We start from the raw sequence: 19,911 nt of genomic DNA, 5'->3' as shown, positions 1-19,911 counted from the left end.
GATACACGCCTCTTGTGCAAGTTCGATGACGGTCATCTGCCGAGGTTGACCTTGCCGCTTCGCCATGGGAACGATGCGCGATGGCTTAGTCGAACAGGATATCGCGATGAAGATCGAACCCTTTGGCGTCGAAATTTGGATGGATGAATGGGAAACCCGCTGCGCCTATAACCTTGCAGAGACTTGCGTCGAGAGCCTGAGTATCGCCGAGCTTTTGAAGCTTTCCGGCAAAAACTCGGATGATCTGTCTGAATTGCTTGGGATGAAGATGACCTATGGCGCGATCCGGGGCTCGGACCGGCTGCGCGATGCGATTTGTAACCTATATGACCAGCAAAAGCGTGAGAATGTCATCGTCACCCATGGCACGATCGGTGCCAACATGCTGGTCCACAAAACGCTGGTCAAGCGCGGCGACAAGGTGGTGGCCGTCGTGCCCACCTATCAGCAACACTATTCCATCCCGGCCAGCATCGGCGCGGAGGTGACGCAGATCCATTTACGGGCCGAGAACGCTTATTTGCCCGATCTTGAGGAGCTGCGCGCCGCCGTAACTCCGGGCACCAAACTGATTGCCATCAACAACCCCAACAACCCAACCGGTGCGGTGATGGATCGCGCGTTCCTGCTTGAGATCGTCGAAATCGCACGCTCCGCTGAAGCATGGTTGCTGTGTGATGAAGTCTATCGCGGTACCGGGCAAGAAGGTTCGGGCATGACGGATGCGGTTGCAGATCTTTATGAGAAAGGCATTTCAACCGCGGGCATGTCCAAGGCGTTTTCGCTGGCAGGGCTGCGACTGGGTTGGATTGCGGCCAACCCAGAACTGATCGAAGCGGTTTCGATCCATCGGGACTATGACACGATCTCGGTCGGCATGATCGACGACCATTTCGCCGCGCTTGCGCTGGAAAACCACGACAAGGTTCTGGCGCGCAGCCACGCCATTACGCGCGGCAACCTCGCCATGCTGGAAGAATGGGTCGAAAGCGAGCCCAAAATCAGCTGGGTCAAACCCAAAGCAGGAACAACTGCACTTTTGCATTACGATGTCGACATGCCCTCGCGCGAGTTCTGTGTGAAACTGCTGCGGGAAACCGGCGTAATGTTCACGCCGGGCTCTGCCTTGGGTCTCGAAGGCTGTGTTCGAATCGGTTACGCCAATACTCCGTCGATCATTCGCGAAGGGCTGGAAAAAGTTTCTACCTTCCTTGCGAAGCTCGACTAGCGCCTCATCGACTGGCCGTTGTGGAACAGATGCACCTTTTCGGGTGCCGCCGTGACCGAGACGGTTTTTCCTCGCAGATTGCGCTGAACACCAGGTAGTTTTGCAATCATGGCTTCCCGTCCATCCGGGACTGCAAAGTAAAGCAGCGTGACCTCACCCAAAGCTTCGGTGAAATCCACCAAGCCGGAATAAATTGGTGTTCCATCAGTGATGTTTAAGTCCTCAGGCCGGACACCGATATTGACCTTTTTGCCTTCGTCAGCGGCATCCGTCGGGATCGATGAGATTGCCACGCCGCCATCATCCAGCGTGACGGTTGTTGTCTCTCCTGTCGCGGTAATAGTCCCGGGCAGCAGGTTCATTGCTGGTGAGCCGATGAACTGCGCGACAAACTCGTTATCTGGCGTCTCATAGAGTTCCAGCGGCGTGCCAACCTGCGCAACTCCCTTATTGGCCAAAACCACAATGCGGCTGGCGAGTGTCATCGCCTCGACCTGATCGTGGGTGACGTAAATCATCGTGCTGTCGGGCATCGCCTCTTTCAGGCGTGCAATCTCGATCCGCGTCGCCACGCGCAGGGCAGCGTCGAGGTTCGAAAGCGGCTCGTCGAACAAATATACTTTGGGGTCGCGCACGATGGCACGACCGATGGCAACGCGCTGGCGTTGTCCACCAGACAATGCCTTGGGCAGGCGATCCAGCAGGGGTTCAAGCTGTAGAATCTGGGCCGCGCGCTCCACGGCGGCATCAACCTCAGCGCTCGGCATCTTCGCGATCTTGAGCGCGAAGGCCATGTTTTCGCGCACCGTCATATGCGGGTAAAGCGCATAGGACTGGAACACCATCGCGATGCCGCGTTGCGCAGGTGGCACATCGTTCACCACCTGCCCTTCGATCTCAAGCGTACCGCCAGTGATCTTTTCAAGGCCCGCGATCATCCTCAGCAAAGTGGATTTTCCGCAACCTGACGGACCGACAAAGACAATCAGTTCGCCTTGCTCGATCTCGAGATCGATATGTTTCAGAACATCGACAGGACCATAGGATTTGGCCACATCCGTAAGCTTGAGTTCCGACATGGTTTACCTCTTTTCCCGAGCCAATAGACAGAATTGAGCGGCATCCAGCGTCACGTTGCTTTCCCCGCGAACGCCGCCCAACTCCTCCCCGATCACTTGCCAGTCACCTTCCGGCAGGGTCACGCCAACCGGACAGTCACCCAGATTGAAGGCGCAGAAGACCTGCTCGGCTTCATCCTCTCGGGTGAAGGTCAATACCGAACCGATTTGTGACATCCCTGTCTGCGCGCCGGACATCAGCGCTGAGTGCGCATGACGCAATGCAATCGCATGGCGGTAGTGGTGCAGCATCGACGCTGGATCTTTCTCCAACCGATCCACCGCCCGCTCGGCCTGCGCAGCGCTGACTGGCAACCAGGGACGGCTCGTGCTGAACCCGGATTGTTCGTCCTGTGCGGTCCAGACCATCGGAGTACGGCAGCCATCGCGACCTTTGAATTCAGGCCAGAATTCAATGCCATAGGGGTCTTGCAAATCTTCGAACGCAACATCTGCCTCGGGCAGGCCCAGTTCCTCACCCTGATAAAGACAGGCTGAGCCACGCAGGCACATCATGAGAACGGCGTGCTGCCGGACAGCTGCATCGTCCAAACCCCAACGCGAAGCATGGCGTTGCACGTCGTGGTTTGAGAAGGCCCAGCATGGCCATGCATCACCCGCCTTGTCCTCAAGCTGGTCAAAAACCTGCTTTGCGTAAGCTGCCGTCAAAGCCCGCTTTTCGAGGAACTCGAAAGCATAACACATGTGCATCCGTTTATCGCCGCTGGTGTATTCGCCCATAATCTCAAGCCCGCGCTGCGCGTCGCCGACCTCACCCAGACAGGCGCGGCCCTCGTATTCGTCAGTCAGGGCGCGCAGCCTTTCCAGGAAGGCGATATTCTCGGGCTGACTTTTGGAATAGAGGTGATCCTGATGGTTATACGGGTTCACCATCGGCGCAATTGATGAGTTCCTCTGATCCATCGGCAGGCCAGGATTGTCACGTAGCTGGGCGTCGTGGAAATAGAAATTGATGGTGTCCAGACGGAACCCGTCGACCCCCATATCCAGCCAGAAGCGCGCCACATCCAGCAACGCATCCTGAACTTCCTTGCAGTGGAAGTTCAAATCCGGCTGCGAGGTCAGGAAGTTGTGCAGATAATACTGCAACCGCCGCGCATCCCACTGCCACGCCGAGCCGCCAAAGATCGAAAGCCAGTTATTCGGAGGTGTCCCGTCGGGTTTGGGATCAGCCCAGACATACCAATCGGATTTCGGGTTCTCGCGGCTGGCGCGGCTTTCGTTGAACCATGGATGCTGATCTGAGGTGTGGGATAGCACCAGATCGATCATCACCTTCAACCCATGCGCATGGGCTTGATCCAGCAGCTCTTTGAAATCTCCCATGGTGCCGAACATCGGATCGACATCGCGATAGTCGCTGACATCATAACCGAAATCCTTCATCGGAGATTTGAAGAACGGCGAAATCCAGATTGCATCAACCCCCAGCGAGGCGATGTAGCCTAACCGCTGGGTGATACCCTTTAAGTCTCCGATCCCGTCACCGTTGCTGTCCTGAAAGCTGCGCGGATAGATCTGATAGATCACCCCGCCCCGCCACCAATCTGACGCCGACTTGGTTTTTTCGAATGCTGTCGCGTTGGTCTGCACGTTCATCACACGCCCTTATTTTACGGAACCGGCCAGCAAGCCGCGAACCAGATATTTCTGCATTGCAAAGAAGACTGCCAACGGCACCGCGATTGAGACAAACGCCGCCGTGGCCAAGATTTCCCAGTTACCGCCCCGCGTACCCAGCAGTTCGACGATACGGTTGGTCATTACCGTTGTCTGGCCGCTAGCATCGATCAGGAAGACTTTGGCAACCAGCAGATCGTTCCATGTCCAGAGGAACTGGAAGATCGCAAAGGATGCCAGTGCCGGAAAGCTAAGCGGCAGGATCAACTTGGTAAAAATCTGAAACTCGGTTGCGCCATCTACCCGGGCGTTCTCAATCAGGTCACGAGGCAGCCCGGCCATGTAGTTACGCAATAGGTAGATCGCCAATGGCATCCCGAACCCGGTATGGGCCATCCAGACCCCCAGGTATCCTTTGCCGATCCCGATATTGAGATGCAGTTTCAGCAACGGGATCAGCGCCAGCTGCAATGGCACCACCAATAGGCCAACCACCGCAGCGATCAGCAGGGCACGCCCCGGGAAATCCATCCATGCCAGCGCGTAAGCCGCAAATGCTGCGACAAGAATCGGGATAATCGTCGCCGGGATCGTCACCGTCAGGGTATTGAAGAACGCCTTGCCCATACTGTCGGAACTGCTTTCGTTGAACAGAACATGGGCATAGTTTTCCAAGGTGAATTCAGGCGGCAGAGTAGTCGTCACAAACACGCGAGGGCCGCGCTTGCCCGAAAACTCTTCTGCGTTTTCCATCCGATAGTCACCGTTGGCCTGAACCGTGATCGTCCCGCCACGACGAAGCTCAGCCGTTTCGCCCGGAGCAAAGGCATCAATCGCACGGGAATTCACACCCCATCGCGAAATGTCCGAGGCCCGATCACCATCGAAGATATTACCTTCGATCACATAGAGACCATCCTGCAAAACTTGCGTTTCAGGTGCCGCCGCGCGCAGAGTCAGGTTTTGTTCCGACGGGAAGAGCGCCCGCCACCAGCCGCTGCTGGAAATCTGGTCCGCTGTTCTGAATGACGAGATCAACAAACCGAGTGTTGGGAAAACCCAAAGCACCACAAGCAGCACGACCGAGGCGTGAACGACCCATCTTAGGGCTGGGCGGGTTCCTGCAATATCGCTCATAACCCCGTCCTCCTACTGCATTTCTTTGCGCGCATTGCGCACGTTCCAGATCAGGATCGGCGTCACCAGCAACATGATCACCATGGCCGATGCCGATCCCACGCCCCAGTCATTGGCGCGGAACATCTTGTCGTACATGTAATTGGCCAGAACCTGCGTCTCCCACTGGCCGTTGGTCATCGCAAATACGATGTCAAAGACCTTGAGGACCACGATGGTGATGGTGGTCCAGACCACCATGATCGTGGTTTTGATCTGCGGCACTTTGATCTTGAAGAAAATCTGGAACGGATTGGCCCCGTCCAGAATGGCGGCCTCGATGGTTTCTTCCGGGATGCCGCGCAGCGCGGCGGACAGAATGACCATGGCAAAGCCGGTTTGTATCCAGACCAGCACGATCATCAGGAAGAAATTGTTCCAGAAAGGCAGGGTCAGCCAGGTGTGTGTTTCGGTTCCACCAAAGAAGATGTAGATCGCGTTCAGGACGCCGATCTGATCCTGATCGGCCGGACGCGCATCATAGACCAATTTCCAGATTACCGAGGCGCCAACGAAAGAAATCGCCATCGGCATGAAGATCAGCGACTTGGCGACGTTACCCCAGCGGATGCGATCCGTTAGCTGCGCCACGAGCAGGCCAAATGCGGTGGACATGGCAGGTACAACAATCAGCCAAAGCATGTTGTTGCGCATCGCCTCCCAGAATTTCGGCTCGGCTACCATCTGGGTATAGTTGTCAAAACCCGTCCATTCATATCCGCCTCCGGCTACGCGATCAGTCAGCGACAGGCGCAGCGTCTCAAACACCGGATAGGCAAGATAGACCCCAAGGGCGAGGATCGCGGGAAGCAGAAACAGCCAGGGCCGGATCATATTCGCGCGGTTGATATTGCGACCCGCGTTCGGTCCACGCGCAGGGAACAGGACTTTATCCAGAAATTGGTTGGACAGGTAGAAATAGCCCACGCATCCCGACACACCGATTACGATTGTCAGCAGGCCCTGAATTGCCGGATTCATGGCGTCCTCTCCCTTGCTAGGGTTTCGGGCAACCTGATTGAAAGGTTGCCCGAAGGTTCAGCAGATTACTTGATTGCGTCCCAGGATGACTGGATTTCGCCGGTGACTTCTTCGGCGGATTTACCGCCAGTATAGTCGACCATGCCGGTCCAGAACGTACCCGCACCCACGGCGCCCGGCATTAGGTCCGAGCCGTCGAAGCGGAAGGTGGTCGCGCCCAGTAGAATGTCACCCAGACCGCGCAGAGTATCATCCTTATAGGCTTCGGTGTTCACGCCCTTATGCGGGGTCAGGAATCCGGTTTGTGCCATCATGACTTCATGTGCAATCGGTTGCTTGAGGAACTCCATGAACGCGCTGGTCGCATCCGATGGATTGCTTACCGCCATCAGAGTACCGCCACCCAGAACCGGGTTACCCAAGTCCTTGTCTGCGAAAGATGGCATGTAAAAGAAATCTGCATCCAGGCCGAACTCGACATCTTCGGGGAAGAAGGCCGGAACAAAGGACGCCTGACGGTGCATGTAGCACTGGGGCGGCGATGAGAACATGCCTTTGGGGCTGTCGCGGAAGTCAGTCGAGGCGACAGCATCTGACCCACCCGAGACCTTGGCGTCATCACGCGCGAACCAGCCAAACTCTTCGATTGCGGCGATAACGCGCGGATCATCAAACGGAATCTCGTTTGTCACCCACTGGTCGTAAACCTCGGGCGGCTGAGTCCGCAGCATCATGTCTTCAACCCAGTCGGTCGCGGGCCAACCGGTGGCGGCACCCGATCCCAGGCCAATGCACCACGGGGTTTCGCCATCGGCGACGATCTGCTCGGTCAGGGCCTTCAGTTCTTCCATGCTCGTCGGCACTTCGTATCCGGCATCCTCGAAGTTTTCCGGGTTATACCAGACCAGAGACTTGACGTTCACATTGTAGAAGAAGCCATACATCTGGTCATTGCCGTCGGCGTCTTTGTAAGTGCCAAGATCAACCCAGGAATCGCCAGCCGCATAATTGTCACCAACCCAGGCCGCCATATCTTCACCCAGCGGTGTCAGCTGCCCTTTGGATGCCATGATCGCCGCCAGTCCTGGCTGCGGGAAGACCGCGATATTGGGGGCTGATCCTGCCTCGGCATCGATAACGATCTGCTGCTCGAAACTGTCGGAACCGGTATAGATCACATCTGCGCCAGTCGCCTCTTCGAAATAGGCAATCATGTTGTTGAAGTAACCGTCTTCCGGGGTCAGCCACGGACCAAAAATCGTGACCGTCTGACCGCTCAGATCCGGGGCGCTTTCGGCCCAGGCATTGTAGCTGTCCCAGTTGAACGGCCCCTCGCCCGGCGCGAAGACCAAATCTTGTGCTTGTACCGACCCGGCCAGCAGAGCGATCGCCGCCGCACCCGAATAAAGTGCGTGTCTCATGAGTTCTCCTCCCAATATTTTCGGCGCAAACGAGATTCGTTTTCAAAGCGCTTTGGATGCCGTACTTTATCCGCTAACATTCAGACCCTGTCAATATCTCGCCTACTAACACCTAAAAAACTGCCATTCTAAGACATTCTCTCGAAACATGTTGACTGAGCTAGGTTTTCACAACAAAACAAATGGGCATCAATTTGAAGGCGCTTTGAGTAAAATGAACCTAAAGCAACTCTCTGAGATCCTCGGCCTTTCACAAACAACCGTCAGCCGCGCGCTGAACGGTTACCCGGAGGTCAGCGAAGGGACGCGCATCCGGGTTCAGGCTGCTGCGAACAAGCATGGTTACCGCCCCAACAGCCGCGCCAAGGGGCTGGCGACAGGGCGGTCTATGGTCATCGGCCATGTGATTCCCACCTCGTCCCGGCACGAAATGGTCAATCCGATTTTCGGAGATTTTGTGGCAGGCGCAGCCAAAACCTATGCGGCGAACAATTATGACATGATGTTCACGCACGCGCCGGACACATCAATTGAAGAATCCTATCGCAGCCTGTTCAATCGGGGCGTCGTAGACGGCGTGGTCCTGCAAGGCCCCAAGGTACGAGAGCCGCGCATCTCGGTATTATCGCGCCTCGGCGTGCCCTTCATTGTTCATGGCCGGTCGACCTACGCCAAAGAGCCCTATGATTGGATCGATGTGAACAACCAGCGTTCATTCGAACGCGCTACTCGGTTTTTGATCGATCTGGGCCATCGGCGCATCGCCTTGATCAACGGGCTCGAGGAAATGGATTTCGCTCGTCGGCGGAGGAACGGCTATCTGTCGGCGCTCAAAGAAGCCGGGATCGCGCCTGATCCAAACCTACTGCGCAGCGCTGAGATGACCGAGATTTATGGGCATCAGACAGCCTGCGACATGCTGAAGCTCGACGACCCGCCAACAGCAATTTTGGCCTCTTCGATTATCTCTGCGGTTGGAGTCCGGCGCGCACTGGAAGAAAGCGGCCTGAAAATGGGGCGCGATATCTCGGTGATCGCTCATGATGACGAGTTGTCATACATGCGCAATGGTATGGATGTTCCAATTTTCACCGCAACGCGCTCGTCGGTCAGACACGCGGGCGAGGTGGCTGCCGAAATGCTGATCGAGCGGATCAACGCTCCGGATGACCCACCCAAAACGCGCTTGCTGGAGGCTGAACTTGTCGTCGGCAGCTCGACGGGGCCAGCCCCACAAAGGATGTGATATGAAGTACAAACGCGCAGATTTCCCGCCAGATTTTCAGTTTGGCGTGGCGACGTCGGCCTATCAGATCGAGGGACACGCCAATGGGGGCGCAGGCAAGACCCATTGGGACAGTTTCGCCGCAACTCCAGGTAACGTCGCCAATGCGGAAAACGGAGATTTGGCCTGCGATCACTATAACCGGTTCGAACAGGATCTGGATCTGATCCGGGGCGCAGGCTTCGACTGTTACCGTTTTTCAACCAGTTGGGCGCGCGTGCTGCCCGAAGGGCGCGGACCGATCAATCAGCAAGGCTTGGATTTCTATGATCGCCTGACCGATGCGCTGCTTGAACGCGGCATCAAACCCTGCGCAACGCTGTATCACTGGGAACTCCCGTCACCGCTCGCCGATCTGGGCGGTTGGCGAAACCGGGATATCGCGAATTGGTTTGCAGACTTCACCGAGATCATCATGGGCCGCATAGGCGATCGGATGTTCAGCGTCGCACCTGTCAACGAGCCTTGGTGTGTAAGCTGGCTGAGCCATTTCGAAGGCCAACATGCCCCCGGCTTGCGCGACATCCGGGCAACCGCGCGCGCGATGCATCATGTATTGCTGGCCCATGGCCGCGCAATCGAAACTATGCGCGGATTGGGCATGTCGAACCTTGGCGCAGTGTTCAACCTTGAATGGGCGGAACCTGCTGACGACAGCGATGAGGCACAGACTGCGGCGGCGCTTTACGACGGGATTTACAACCGCTTTTTCCTGGGCGGCGCTTTCAAGAAATCCTACCCTCAAAATGTTCTGGAAGGATTGGAGCCGCATCTGCCGGACAAGTGGCAGGATGATTTCGACACGATAGCTGCACCTGTCGATTGGTGTGGGCTCAATTACTATACGCGCAAGTTGATAACGCGCGCAGATACGTCTTGGCCTTCCTTCACCGACGTCCCTGGCCCCTTGCCAAAAACGCAAATGGGGTGGGAGATTGATCCGGCAGCCTTGTCCCGTTTCCTGATCCGGACCGCGCAAGAGTATACTGGAAACCTGCCTATCTACGTGACCGAAAATGGCATGGCGAGCGCAGAACGTCAAAACGACGCTGACAGAATTGACTACTTGAACCAGCATCTTGCCGAAGTGTGTAAGGCCCTGGACCACGGCGTTCCGATCAAGGGATATTTCATCTGGTCCCTTCTCGACAATTACGAGTGGGCGCTGGGATATGAAAAACGGTTCGGGCTGGTCGATGTAGATTTCGAGACGCTGGAAAGAAGGCCAAAGGACTCCTACCGCGCGTTGCAGGCCGCATTGGTTCGGGATCAGTCTGGTTGACCGTCAAGCTTTGCTACTGCGGGCACACGCCGGTTCAGTTTGGCACCTTCAAATGTGGCGTTTGGCGTTCCACCGTAAGGTTCTGTGTGGCCGAGGATGACGTCAGTTCAACAAACAAGCGCTCGGCGCGCGCAAACCGTTCGAAATAGGTGAACTGAATTGAATTCACTAACGACGGCTCCCGACACTGCACCAGATAATCGGCCTGAAATTCGGTGTGATGCACGGCATTATCGCTGACTTGCCCCTCATCCTGAACGAAGACATCACCAACAAGCGCGACATTGGCCGTTGCAGTCACACACCCCGCTTCAGGCGGCACCTCAAAGATCTCAAGCGGTTTAGAAAGGTCCGAGATTGCGACGGCAACATCCGCCCTCTCATCTTCGTTCTCGGCAGTGTGTTCGAACCCAACAATATCTACGCCTGGCACTTCAAGCGTCAGGCTAAATCCGGTTTCAACGAATGAAATTGCCATATGACCCGCGCCATGAGTATGCGCTTCGATGGCGGTCTCTGCCTGCGCCATCAGCGCGGCTGGTATTAGCGCAAGAACAACGGCCGCGCGTTTCATTCTGTTCACCATTAACCAAACAAACCGTAGGGCATTTTAATACAATTGCGCCTCAGCGCAATGTTCGCCGGGTGCATCGGGCTCCCCAGATATGGTTAGTCAGAAATAGGAATAATACCCGACAATAAAACTCAGGTTGACATTGCCGACTATTTCACTAAGAAATTGCCCCGTCCAGCCCCGCTGTGCCTGCCGGGGTCCGAATCCCGCTAAGAAAGAAAAGTGTTCCACATGACCAGATTGTTCAACGCGGCCAGTGCCCTGACCTTGTGTATCGCAAGTACAGCTGTCGCCGAGGCCCCGTCCAAAGCCGATGTTCTGACCACATATTCCAACATCGCCGAAGCCAAATATGACGACAGTCTGATTGCAGCAAAGAATCTGCAAGCTGCCGTCAACGCCCTGATCGCTGACCCATCCGATGCCACTCTGAACACCGCACGTGCCGCATGGGTCGCCGCGCGCGTGCCGTATCAGCAGACCGAGGTTTATCGCTTTGGAAACGCCATCGTCGACGATTGGGAAGGCAAGGTGAACGCATGGCCTCTGGACGAGGGCATGATAGACTATGTGGATTCCTCCTACGGCGGCCCCAGCGATGAGAACGAGTTTGCCGCGCTGAACGTCATCGCCAACCCCAGCTTTGATCTGTCTGGCGAGACCATCGACGCCAGCGAAATTACCCCTGCCCTGCTGTCGGATACGCTGCATGAGGCTGACGGGATCGAGGCGAACGTCGCCACCGGCTATCACGCCATCGAATTCCTGCTGTGGGGTCAGGACCTGAACGGCCACGGCACGGGCGCAGGAAGTCGTCCTTATACCGATTATCTAGTTGGTGACGGCTGTACAGGTGGCAACTGCGATCGCCGCGCCCAGTATCTGAAAGCGGCAACCGATCTGCTGATTAGTGATCTGGAATGGATGACTGCCCAGTGGGCCGAAGATGGTGACGCACGTGCCGCTCTTGCCGCAAATGAAACTGCTGGCGTTAGTGCGATCCTAACCGGCATGGGTTCGCTGTCCTACGGCGAGCAGGCGGGTGAGCGTATGCGCCTCGGCCTGATGTTGAACGACCCCGAGGAAGAGCAGGACTGCTTCTCGGACAACACCCATAACAGCCATTACTATGACGGCCTGGGCATCCAGAATGTGTATTTGGGCAGCTATACCCGCATCGATGGCACGCCTGTTTCGGGTGCATCCCTATCGGATCTGGTGACCGCAGCCGATCCGACGCTTGATACAGAGATGAAAGCCAAGCTGGCCAACACCATGCTGGCGCTAGGCCGTATCAAATCAACCGCCGAAGCGGGTTTTGCGTATGACCAGATGCTGGAACGCGGCAATGAAGGTGGCGAAGCGCTGATTATGGGTGGCGTCAATGGACTGGTCGATCAGACCAAGACCATCGAACGCATCGTGACCGTGCTGGAGCTTGACCAGATCGATTTCGAAGGCTCGGACAGCTTGGATAACCCTGACGCGGTATTCCAATAGGCATCATGGCCGGGCGCATTTTTAGTGCTCTCGGCCTTTCTCAACACCGGGTGTGGCGTCTTGGCACTGGACGCACCCTCAATAACCTACTATTTCACTAGGAAATAGCATACCCCGACTGAGTCGCCATGATCGTTTGCCATTGCACCAACATCTCTGACCACGATATCCGAGCGGCGATCGATTGGATGCGCACGGCAGACCCACAGACCATCATCACTCCCGGCAAGATCTATCATGCCCTCGGCAAGTCAGCGGATTGCGGCGGATGTATGCCGCTTTTCCTAGACACAATGCGCGCAGACGATAATCTTAAAGTCCCCATGCAGCTTCGGTCATTACGATCCGAAGTATCACAGGAGAAAGCACATGAAGGGCGATCCCAAGGTCATAGAATACCTCAACAAATCACTGCGGCATGAACTGACGGCGGTCAGCCAGTACTGGCTACATTACCGCCTGCAAGAGGATTGGGGGCTTGGCCATATGGCCAAGAAAAGCCGTGAGGAATCCATTGAGGAGATGGGCCATGCAGACAAGCTGATCGAGCGGATCATCTTTCTGGAGGGCCACCCCAACCTGCAGAAACTTGACCCACTCCGCATCGGGCAGACCCCGAAAGAAACACTGGAATGCGATCTAGCCGCCGAACAAGACGCGCGGGCGCTTTATGTCGAAGCGCGGGAATACTGCCGCGAGGCCGGCGACTATGTGTCCATGGGCCTGTTCGAAGAATTAATCAGCGACGAAGAAGGACATATCGACTTCCTCGAAACGCAGCTCGACCTTTATGAAAGGATTGGCGAAGCCAATTATGCGCAACTTAACGCATCCAAGATGGACGAAGGCGAGTAAGCTTGCCCTTGCATCGGTGGCCGCACTCACGGCCACCTCTTCCCAAGCCACCGAGCTGCGGGACTCTCATCTAAATTTCCTTCCAAGAACTGCCGAAGAACGCGCCCGGATCGACGCTGTCACAGCTGCGCCGGATGACTTCAGTGTGCCGCAGCGGTTCGAAGAACTGTCCGCTGGTGCTGCGACCGTGCGGGCGCGCACTGATGCGGACGCGTTTTCTCAGCCCTCCGCCAATTTAAGCTTCGAACAGGAGCTGGACTTCAAAGTCGGCAACGGGTTGTTCAAAAAGATCTGGGTCTCGTCTCCGTCGTCCACTCTGGCTTCGGACGGTTTGGGTCCGCTGTACAACGCCCGCTCGTGTCAGCGCTGTCACATCAAGGACGGGCGCGGTCATACGCCTAACGGCCCGGATGACAATGCCGTCTCGATGTTCCTGAGAGTTTCGGTTCCCGGCAAGCCAGAGGACGCGCCTGCCGAGATCAAAGACTATATCGCCACCCTGCCTGATCCGAATTATGGCACTCAGCTGCAGGATTTCGCTCTGGCAGGCCATCCCGCAGAATATCGGCTGGACATCACGTATGAGGAAGTCCCCGTCGCGCTGTCCGATGGCGAAACGGCCTCGCTCCGCCGCCCCAGCTATAAGGCCGCCGATTTAGGCTATGGCCCGCTGCACCCGGACGCGATGCTTAGCCCTCGAGTTGCGCCGCAGATGATCGGACTGGGGTTGCTGGAATCAATTCCGGTTGAGGACTTGCTGGCCAAAGCCGATCCTGATGACGAAGATGGCGATGGTATCTCGGGCCGTCCGAACATCGTATGGTCGACGGAATTTGGCGAACCAATGATGGGCCGCTTTGGCCACAAGGCCGGGATGCCCACGGTGATGGAGCAATCGGCGGCGGCCTTCGCAGGTGATATCGGCATATCAAGTCCGCTTTACCCCGCGCCGTACGGCGATTGCACCGAATTGCAGGCCAACTGCATTGATGCTCCGCACGGAGACAACGATGCGCGGGGATTCGAGATTGACGCAATTGGCATGGACCTCGTCGCCTTCTACAGCCGCAATCTCGGTGTTCCGGCGCGCCGAGACACCGATGACCCTGAAGTGCTGCGCGGGAAAGAAGTGTTTCTTGCTTCGGGCTGCGCATCCTGCCACACGCCTGCTTATGTCACCCACAGGATGCCCGATAGGCCCGAACAGAGCTTCCAGCTTATCTGGCCCTATACCGACCTGCTGTTGCACGACATGGGCGAGGGTCTGGCCGATCACCGCCCCGAGGCCCGCGCAACGGGCCGCGAATGGCGCACGCCGCCTTTGTGGGGCATCGGCCTGACCCAGCGCGTCTCGGGCCACACCCAACTCCTGCACGATGGTCGCGCGCGATCCCTGCTTGAAGCCATCCTTTGGCATGGTGGCGAGGCGCAGGCCGCCCGTGACACGGTTGTTTCAATGCCAAAAGCCGACCGCGACGCTCTGATCCGCTTTCTTGGGAGCCTCTGACCCATGCGTAGCCTTACTTTCGCCGCCGCCCTGCTGGTGCCCTTGGGCGCCTTTGCACAGGATCGTGCTCCGATTTTGATGGATGTGACCGAAACGCATATTCTACCGCGCTTTGCAGAGCTGGCTGACGCAACCGGTGCTTTGTCGACCACAACCCAAACAGATTGCGAATCGGAGTCAGACGACCTGCGCGCTGATTACGCCACGGCATTCGATAGCTGGATTTCGGCCAGCCATTTACGTTTTGGGCCGTCCGAGGCTGACGATCGCGCTTTTGCACTGGCTTTCTGGCCAGATACCAAAGGATTCACGCCCAAAACCCTGTCCCGACACATCGCCAGTGAAGACACTGCCGTCGACGACCCTGATGCCTTTGCCGAAACCTCAATCGCCGGGCGCGGCTTTTTTGCATTGGAACGAATGCTCTTTGATCCAGCGATGACAGAACAAGGAAGCGCCGACTATCGTTGCGCGCTTATCCGCGCCATCACCACTGATATCAACCGAAATGCCGTCGCGATCAACGCGGACTGGCAAAGCTACGCACCACGACTGACGCAGCCGGGGGACAACAGCCCCTATCGCTCGGGCGATGAGGCAATGCAGGAGCTGTTCAAGGCGCTTACAACGGGGCTAGAGTTCACAGCCGACACACGCATTGGACGCCCTTTAGGAACGTTCGAGCGTCCGCGCCCGAACCGTGCTGAAGCGCGGCGGTCCAAGCGGTCGTTGCATCATGTCACGCTGTCTCTGATCGCCCTGCGTGACTTGGCCGCCCGTCTGTCCTTTGACCACCCCGAGATTGCTGCAGATCTGGATGCCGGTTTCGCGCGGGCCATCGACCGGGCTCAATCACTGGACGACCCCGCCCTCGCCGGTGTTGCGACACCGCAAGGTCGCGTCCGCATCGAAGCGCTGCAGCAATCGATCAACGACATTCGCGAGATCGCCGCGACCGAGCTTGGCCCGACGCTCGGCATCAGCGCCGGATTCAACTCACTGGATGGGGATTGACCATTGACGAACCGCCGCGAATTTCTTGCAGGCCTTGGTGCCGCCAGTCTTGCTTCGGTGCCGGGCTGGGCGTCCGTCGGCGCGCCCCGCTATCTGGCCGCTGCCTTATTCCCAGATGGTAGCTACCGCCTGTCCGGCCTGGATAACTCGGGCGCAGTTTTGTTCGCTATACCGCTACCCGCGCGCGGGCACGCCGCCGCGGCCCATCCGTTCAAAGCCCAAGCGGTCGCCTTTGCCCGCCGCCCCGGGACCTTTGCAATTGTAATTGATTGTACAGATGGTTCTGTCCTAAAGCGGCTGGAGGCACCCAATGGCCGCCACTTCTACGGGCATGGTGCATTCTCGGCTGATGGAACACAGTTTTTCACAACCGAAAACGACTATGAGGCCGCAGAAGGTGTGGTTGGCGTCTGGGACGCGATCAGCTTCGCACGGCTGGGAGAGTTCTCGTCAGGTGGGATAGGCCCCCACGACATGCGCTTGCTGCCCGGTGGCGACATACTGGTCATCGCCAATGGCGGCATCGAGACACACCCCGACAGCGGTCGGACCAAGCTAAATCTGCCAACGATGCAGCCCAACCTGAGCTATCTCGACATTTCGGGTTCGATATTGGAGCAAGTAGCGCTACCCCGCGCGCTGCACAAAAACTCGATCCGCCATCTTGCGGTGCGTGACGATGGTCTAGTGGGTTTTGCAATGCAATGGCAAGGCAGCCAGACCAAGTACCCTGCCCTTCTGGGGCTTCACCAAAGGGGCGAAAAGCCTCGCCTTTTGTCAGCGCCCGAAACGCAGCAAAGAGAGTTGCAAGGGTATGCTGGCAGCATTGCCTTTTCCACCGATGGCCAATCGGTTGCGATCACCTGTCCACGAGGCGATGCATTGCACCGCTTCGACGTAAATAGCGGAGCATTCATCGAAGCTTTAGTGTTCGAAGATGTTTGCGGTTTAGGCGCCGGCAAGGCTGGGTTGGCGTTTACCACCGGAACCGGTGCATTTGGCACTCTGACGACCACCGGCGCCGAAATCACCGCGCGGTCGGATTGCCAGTGGGACAACCACCTGATCCCGATCCGTGCATACGGCTAGAATTCGGCGGCGAACCCTCTCACAGTTTACACTTGGACGAATCAAACTGCTGCCGTATTGGCAGGCGCTAAACCAGCACACCCAAGTTAAGGACTGATCTGATTGAAACAGACGCCCGACGCACCGCATTCCATCTACGGGGTTGAGAAATGGGGCCATGGCCTCATTGAGGTGACAGAAAGGGGCGAGATAGCTCTGCGCAATCCGATGGCCCCCGAGGCCGAGGCAATCAGCCTGCCGGGTATCCTCAGCGATCTGGACGACCGGGGGATCAAAGCCCCGATGGTCTTGCGTGTTGCTTCTTATCTAGAGCATGAAATCGCGCACCTGAACGAGAGCTTTGCCGAGGCAATCGCGCGCGTAAACTATAAGGGCCACTATCGCGGTGTTTTTCCGATCAAGGTGAACCAACAGGCGCAGGTGGTCGACCGGATCGTCGAGTTCGGCAAGAAATACAATTATGGCCTTGAAGCAGGATCAAAACCTGAACTGGTGGTGGCCCTGGCCCATCGCCTGGCCCCCGAAGCGCTGATCGTCTGCAATGGCGTCAAGGATGCTGAATTCATCCAATTGGCGATCCTGTCTCGCAAGATCGGGTTCAACACCGTCATCGTGCTGGAAAGCCCAAAAGAGGCCAATACCGTCATCGAGGTCTATAACCAACTGGGGATCGAGCCCCTAATAGGCGTTCGGGTCAAATTGACCAATCAGATCAGCGGCAAATGGGAAGAAAGTTCCGGCGACCGTTCCGCCTTTGGAATGAACACCGACCAGCTTGTTGCCACCGTGGACAAGCTGAAAGCGGCGGGATTGCTGCACTGCCTCAAGCTGCAACATTCGCATCTGGGTTCACAGGTGCAAGACGTTAACGATGTGCGCCGCGCTGTTGGCGAGGCATGCCGGTATTACACCGAACTCTCGCGTGAAGGTGTACCACTCAGCTACCTGGATCTCGGCGGCGGCATGGGGGTGGATTACACGGGCGAAAAAAAGGCCGCGGAAAACTCGATCAACTACACGGTCGAGGAATATTGCGCCAACGTAGTCGAAACCGTGGCTTACGCCATGGACGAGGCTGAAATCGACCACCCCACACTGATCACCGAAAGCGGCCGTGCGGTTGTTGCGACGTCGTCCATGCTGGTCTTCAACGTGTTGGAAAGCACACTCTACGACGCCCCGAACGGACCAATGGCCGAGCCCGATGACCACCACATGGTTTCGGACCTCGCCGCAGTACACGGCTATCTCAGCAAGGATCGGCTGCAGGAATGCTGGAACGACGCAACTTTCTATCGCAATGAATTGCGCGCGCTTTTCAGACGCGGGTATGTCGACCTGCGCCAGATGGCCCGGGCCGAGCGCATCTACCTGTCCCTTATGGCCCGGCTCAAGGCCTTGGCGGCAAGTGATGATCTGGACACGGAAGTGGATGACCAGCTTGAGAAGGTCGCAGACATCTACCATTGCAACTTCTCGCTGTTCCAATCCCTCCCCGATGTCTGGGCCATCGACCAATTACACCCGATCGTGCCGCTGCAAAGCTTGAATGAAACACCAGACCGACGCGCGGTCCTGTCCGACATCACCTGCGACAGCGACGGAAAGATCGACCGTTTCATACTGGCCGACGGCGTGTCCCCCAGCCTGCCAGTGCATTCGCTGCCCGAAGAAGGCGAGTATTTCATGGGCGTCTTCTTCGTTGGCGCCTATCAGGAAACGCTTGGCGACCTGCACAATCTGTTCGGCGACACCAATGTTGTCACCATCGACCTGCGCACCGACGGTGGCTTCGACTTGCTGCATGAACAAGAGGGCGACACAATTTCTCAAGTCTTGTCTTATGTGGAATTCGACCCGCAAGACTGTGTCGCCGCGTTCCGCAAAATGGTGGACGAGGCGATTTCGACCGGTACTCTGCAAGCCAAGGACCGAAAAACCCTGATGAGCGCCTATCGCGACTCGATCAACGGCTACACCTATTACGAATAACCCCTTGAGAGGAGACTATCCCATGGGCAAAACACTGGTTGTCGGCGCGGGCGGCGTGTCCCACGCAGCCGTGCACAAAATGGCGATGAATTCGGACATCTTTACCGAGATCACGCTGGCCAGCCGAACCAAGTCAAAATGCGATGCCATCGCCAAAGCCGTGAAAGAACGTGTTGGTGTAGACATCACGACTGCCGAGTTGGACGCCTACAAGGTTGAAGATACAGTCAAACTGATCAAAGAAACGGGTGCAGAAATCCTCGTAAACCTGGCCCTGCCGTATCAGGATCTGGTTTTAATGGACGCGTGTCTTGAGGCCGGCATCCACTATCTCGACACCGCGAACTATGAGCCCGAGGACGAGGCCAAGTTCGAATACCACTGGCAATGGGCCTATCAAGAACGGTTCAAAGAGGCTGGTTTGACTGCCATCCTCGGCTCGGGCTTCGATCCGGGTGTGACCAGCGTCTTCGCCAAATGGCTGAAGAAGCACAAGTTGGATACGATCCGTCAGATCGATGTGCTGGACGCGAATGGCGGCAGCAACGATCAAGAATTCGCCACCAACTTCAACCCGGAAATCAACCTGCGCGAAGTGCTGGCCGAGGTGCGCCATTGGGAAAACGGCGCATGGCAGCACAGCCCGGCGATGACCCACAAGGTCGAGTTCGACTTCCCCGCCATCGGCCCCAAGAACATGTACCTGATGTATCACGAGGAACTGGAGTCGCTCAGCACCCATTTCCCCGAGATTGAGCGCGCCCGCTTCTGGATGACCTTCGGTGACGCCTATATCACTCACGCCAAAGTGCTGGAAAATGTCGGCATGACCCGCATCGACCCGGTGATGCATGACGGCAAGGAGATCATCCCGATGCAGTTCCTGAAAACCCTGCTGCCCGATCCCGGCGATCTGGGCGCGGAGACCAAGGGCAAAGCCTGCATCGGTGACATCGCCACAGGTCAGGCCAAGGACGGCTCGGGCGAAAAGACCTATTATATCTACAACATCTGCGATCACGAGGAATGCTATGCCGAGGTCGGCAGCCAAGCAGTCAGCTATACCACCGGCGTCCCCGCCATGATCGGTGCAGCGCAGGTGCTGAAAGGCAATTGGACCCAGCCGGGCGTGTGGAACATGGAACAGCTCGACCCGGACGACTTCATGGACATGCTGAACACCCACGGCCTGCCGTGGCAGGTCCACGAACTCGACGGCCCCGTCGATTTCTGATCCGCATCAGCTTC

At 57.1% G+C, this 19,911-nt stretch carries 17 protein-coding genes; 11 read left to right on the top strand and 6 right to left on the bottom strand.

Annotation, left to right across the window (positions count from 1 at the left end; genetic code table 11):
* Positions 1 to 106 precede the first annotated feature (106 nt).
* Positions 107 to 1,228 carry an aminotransferase gene (locus ACR0KC_RS11885; protein ID WP_480706989.1) on the top strand — a complete coding sequence of 374 codons (1,122 nt, stop codon included), beginning with the start codon at positions 107 to 109 and terminating at the stop codon, positions 1,226 to 1,228.
* On the opposite strand, the gene ACR0KC_RS11880 is transcribed toward ACR0KC_RS11885, so the two are convergent.
* The 5 genes from ACR0KC_RS11880 to ACR0KC_RS11860 form a co-directional block, all read right to left on the bottom strand.
* On the bottom strand, positions 1,225 to 2,307 hold the full coding sequence (locus ACR0KC_RS11880; RefSeq protein ID WP_480706948.1) for an ABC transporter ATP-binding protein: 1,083 nt from the start codon (positions 2,305 to 2,307) through the stop codon (positions 1,225 to 1,227). The two genes, ACR0KC_RS11885 and ACR0KC_RS11880, sit on opposite strands and share 4 nt — an antisense overlap.
* 3 nt (positions 2,308 to 2,310) lie before the next feature.
* The gene (locus tag ACR0KC_RS11875; RefSeq protein ID WP_480771892.1) at positions 2,311 to 3,966 is read right to left on the bottom strand and encodes an alpha-glucosidase; all 1,656 of its coding nucleotides are present in this window, start codon (positions 3,964 to 3,966) and stop codon (positions 2,311 to 2,313) included.
* Positions 3,967 to 3,975: 9 nt separating this feature from the next.
* Positions 3,976 to 5,124, bottom strand: a complete 1,149-nt coding sequence (locus ACR0KC_RS11870; RefSeq protein ID WP_170392558.1) for a carbohydrate ABC transporter permease — start codon at positions 5,122 to 5,124, stop codon at positions 3,976 to 3,978.
* Between the two features lie 12 nt (positions 5,125 to 5,136).
* Complete coding sequence (locus ACR0KC_RS11865) at positions 5,137 to 6,144, bottom strand: carbohydrate ABC transporter permease (protein WP_480771891.1); 1,008 nt, start codon at positions 6,142 to 6,144, stop codon at positions 5,137 to 5,139.
* Between the two features lie 65 nt (positions 6,145 to 6,209).
* The gene (locus tag ACR0KC_RS11860; RefSeq protein WP_170512843.1) at positions 6,210 to 7,565 is read right to left on the bottom strand and encodes an ABC transporter substrate-binding protein; all 1,356 of its coding nucleotides are present in this window, start codon (positions 7,563 to 7,565) and stop codon (positions 6,210 to 6,212) included.
* A gap of 214 nt (positions 7,566 to 7,779) precedes the next feature.
* Here ACR0KC_RS11860 and ACR0KC_RS11855 point away from each other — a divergent pair, with 214 nt between their 5' ends.
* Positions 7,780 to 8,811: a substrate-binding domain-containing protein gene (locus tag ACR0KC_RS11855; protein WP_170402179.1), complete on the top strand. Its 1,032-nt coding sequence runs from the start codon at positions 7,780 to 7,782 to the stop codon at positions 8,809 to 8,811.
* Position 8,812: 1 nt separating this feature from the next.
* Positions 8,813 to 10,132, top strand: coding sequence for a GH1 family beta-glucosidase (locus ACR0KC_RS11850; protein ID WP_480706950.1), 1,320 nt, complete (start codon positions 8,813 to 8,815; stop codon positions 10,130 to 10,132).
* 34 nt (positions 10,133 to 10,166) lie between these two features.
* On the opposite strand, the gene ACR0KC_RS11845 is transcribed toward ACR0KC_RS11850, so the two are convergent.
* Positions 10,167 to 10,706, bottom strand: coding sequence for a ZrgA family zinc uptake protein (locus ACR0KC_RS11845; protein ID WP_480771890.1), 540 nt, complete (start codon positions 10,704 to 10,706; stop codon positions 10,167 to 10,169).
* A 231-nt stretch (positions 10,707 to 10,937) separates the two neighbouring features.
* Here ACR0KC_RS11845 and ACR0KC_RS11840 point away from each other — a divergent pair, with 231 nt between their 5' ends.
* The 8 genes from ACR0KC_RS11840 (at position 10,938) to ACR0KC_RS11805 (ending at position 19,897) form a co-directional block, all read left to right on the top strand.
* The gene (locus tag ACR0KC_RS11840) at positions 10,938 to 12,206 is read left to right on the top strand and encodes an imelysin family protein (protein WP_480706951.1); all 1,269 of its coding nucleotides are present in this window, start codon (positions 10,938 to 10,940) and stop codon (positions 12,204 to 12,206) included.
* Between the two features lie 128 nt (positions 12,207 to 12,334).
* The gene (locus ACR0KC_RS11835) at positions 12,335 to 12,628 is read left to right on the top strand and encodes a (2Fe-2S)-binding protein (protein ID WP_170392565.1); all 294 of its coding nucleotides are present in this window, start codon (positions 12,335 to 12,337) and stop codon (positions 12,626 to 12,628) included.
* Positions 12,576 to 13,061, top strand: a complete 486-nt coding sequence (bfr, locus tag ACR0KC_RS11830; protein WP_170392566.1) for a bacterioferritin — start codon at positions 12,576 to 12,578, stop codon at positions 13,059 to 13,061. Before ACR0KC_RS11835 ends, bfr begins: the two co-directional genes overlap by 53 nt.
* Positions 13,021 to 14,568, top strand: coding sequence for a di-heme oxidoreductase family protein (locus ACR0KC_RS11825; RefSeq protein ID WP_480771889.1), 1,548 nt, complete (start codon positions 13,021 to 13,023; stop codon positions 14,566 to 14,568). The genes bfr and ACR0KC_RS11825 overlap by 41 nt, the downstream gene beginning before the upstream one ends.
* 3 nt (positions 14,569 to 14,571) lie before the next feature.
* Complete coding sequence (locus ACR0KC_RS11820) at positions 14,572 to 15,582, top strand: imelysin family protein (RefSeq protein WP_170661648.1); 1,011 nt, start codon at positions 14,572 to 14,574, stop codon at positions 15,580 to 15,582.
* A gap of 3 nt (positions 15,583 to 15,585) precedes the next feature.
* The gene (locus tag ACR0KC_RS11815) at positions 15,586 to 16,671 is read left to right on the top strand and encodes a DUF1513 domain-containing protein (protein ID WP_170661646.1); all 1,086 of its coding nucleotides are present in this window, start codon (positions 15,586 to 15,588) and stop codon (positions 16,669 to 16,671) included.
* 102 nt (positions 16,672 to 16,773) lie between these two features.
* Positions 16,774 to 18,663: a biosynthetic arginine decarboxylase gene (speA, locus tag ACR0KC_RS11810; protein ID WP_480615101.1), complete on the top strand. Its 1,890-nt coding sequence runs from the start codon at positions 16,774 to 16,776 to the stop codon at positions 18,661 to 18,663.
* Positions 18,664 to 18,685: 22 nt separating this feature from the next.
* Positions 18,686 to 19,897 (top strand): saccharopine dehydrogenase family protein, encoded by a 1,212-nt coding sequence (locus tag ACR0KC_RS11805; protein ID WP_480771888.1) that lies wholly within the window; start codon positions 18,686 to 18,688, stop codon positions 19,895 to 19,897.
* The last annotated feature ends 14 nt before the right edge of the window (positions 19,898 to 19,911 follow it).

This window comes from Ruegeria sp. CF3 (assembly GCF_056537365.1).
The sequence above is the reverse complement of the archived record's forward strand: the minus strand, read 5'-3'. Positions and strand labels throughout refer to the sequence as shown.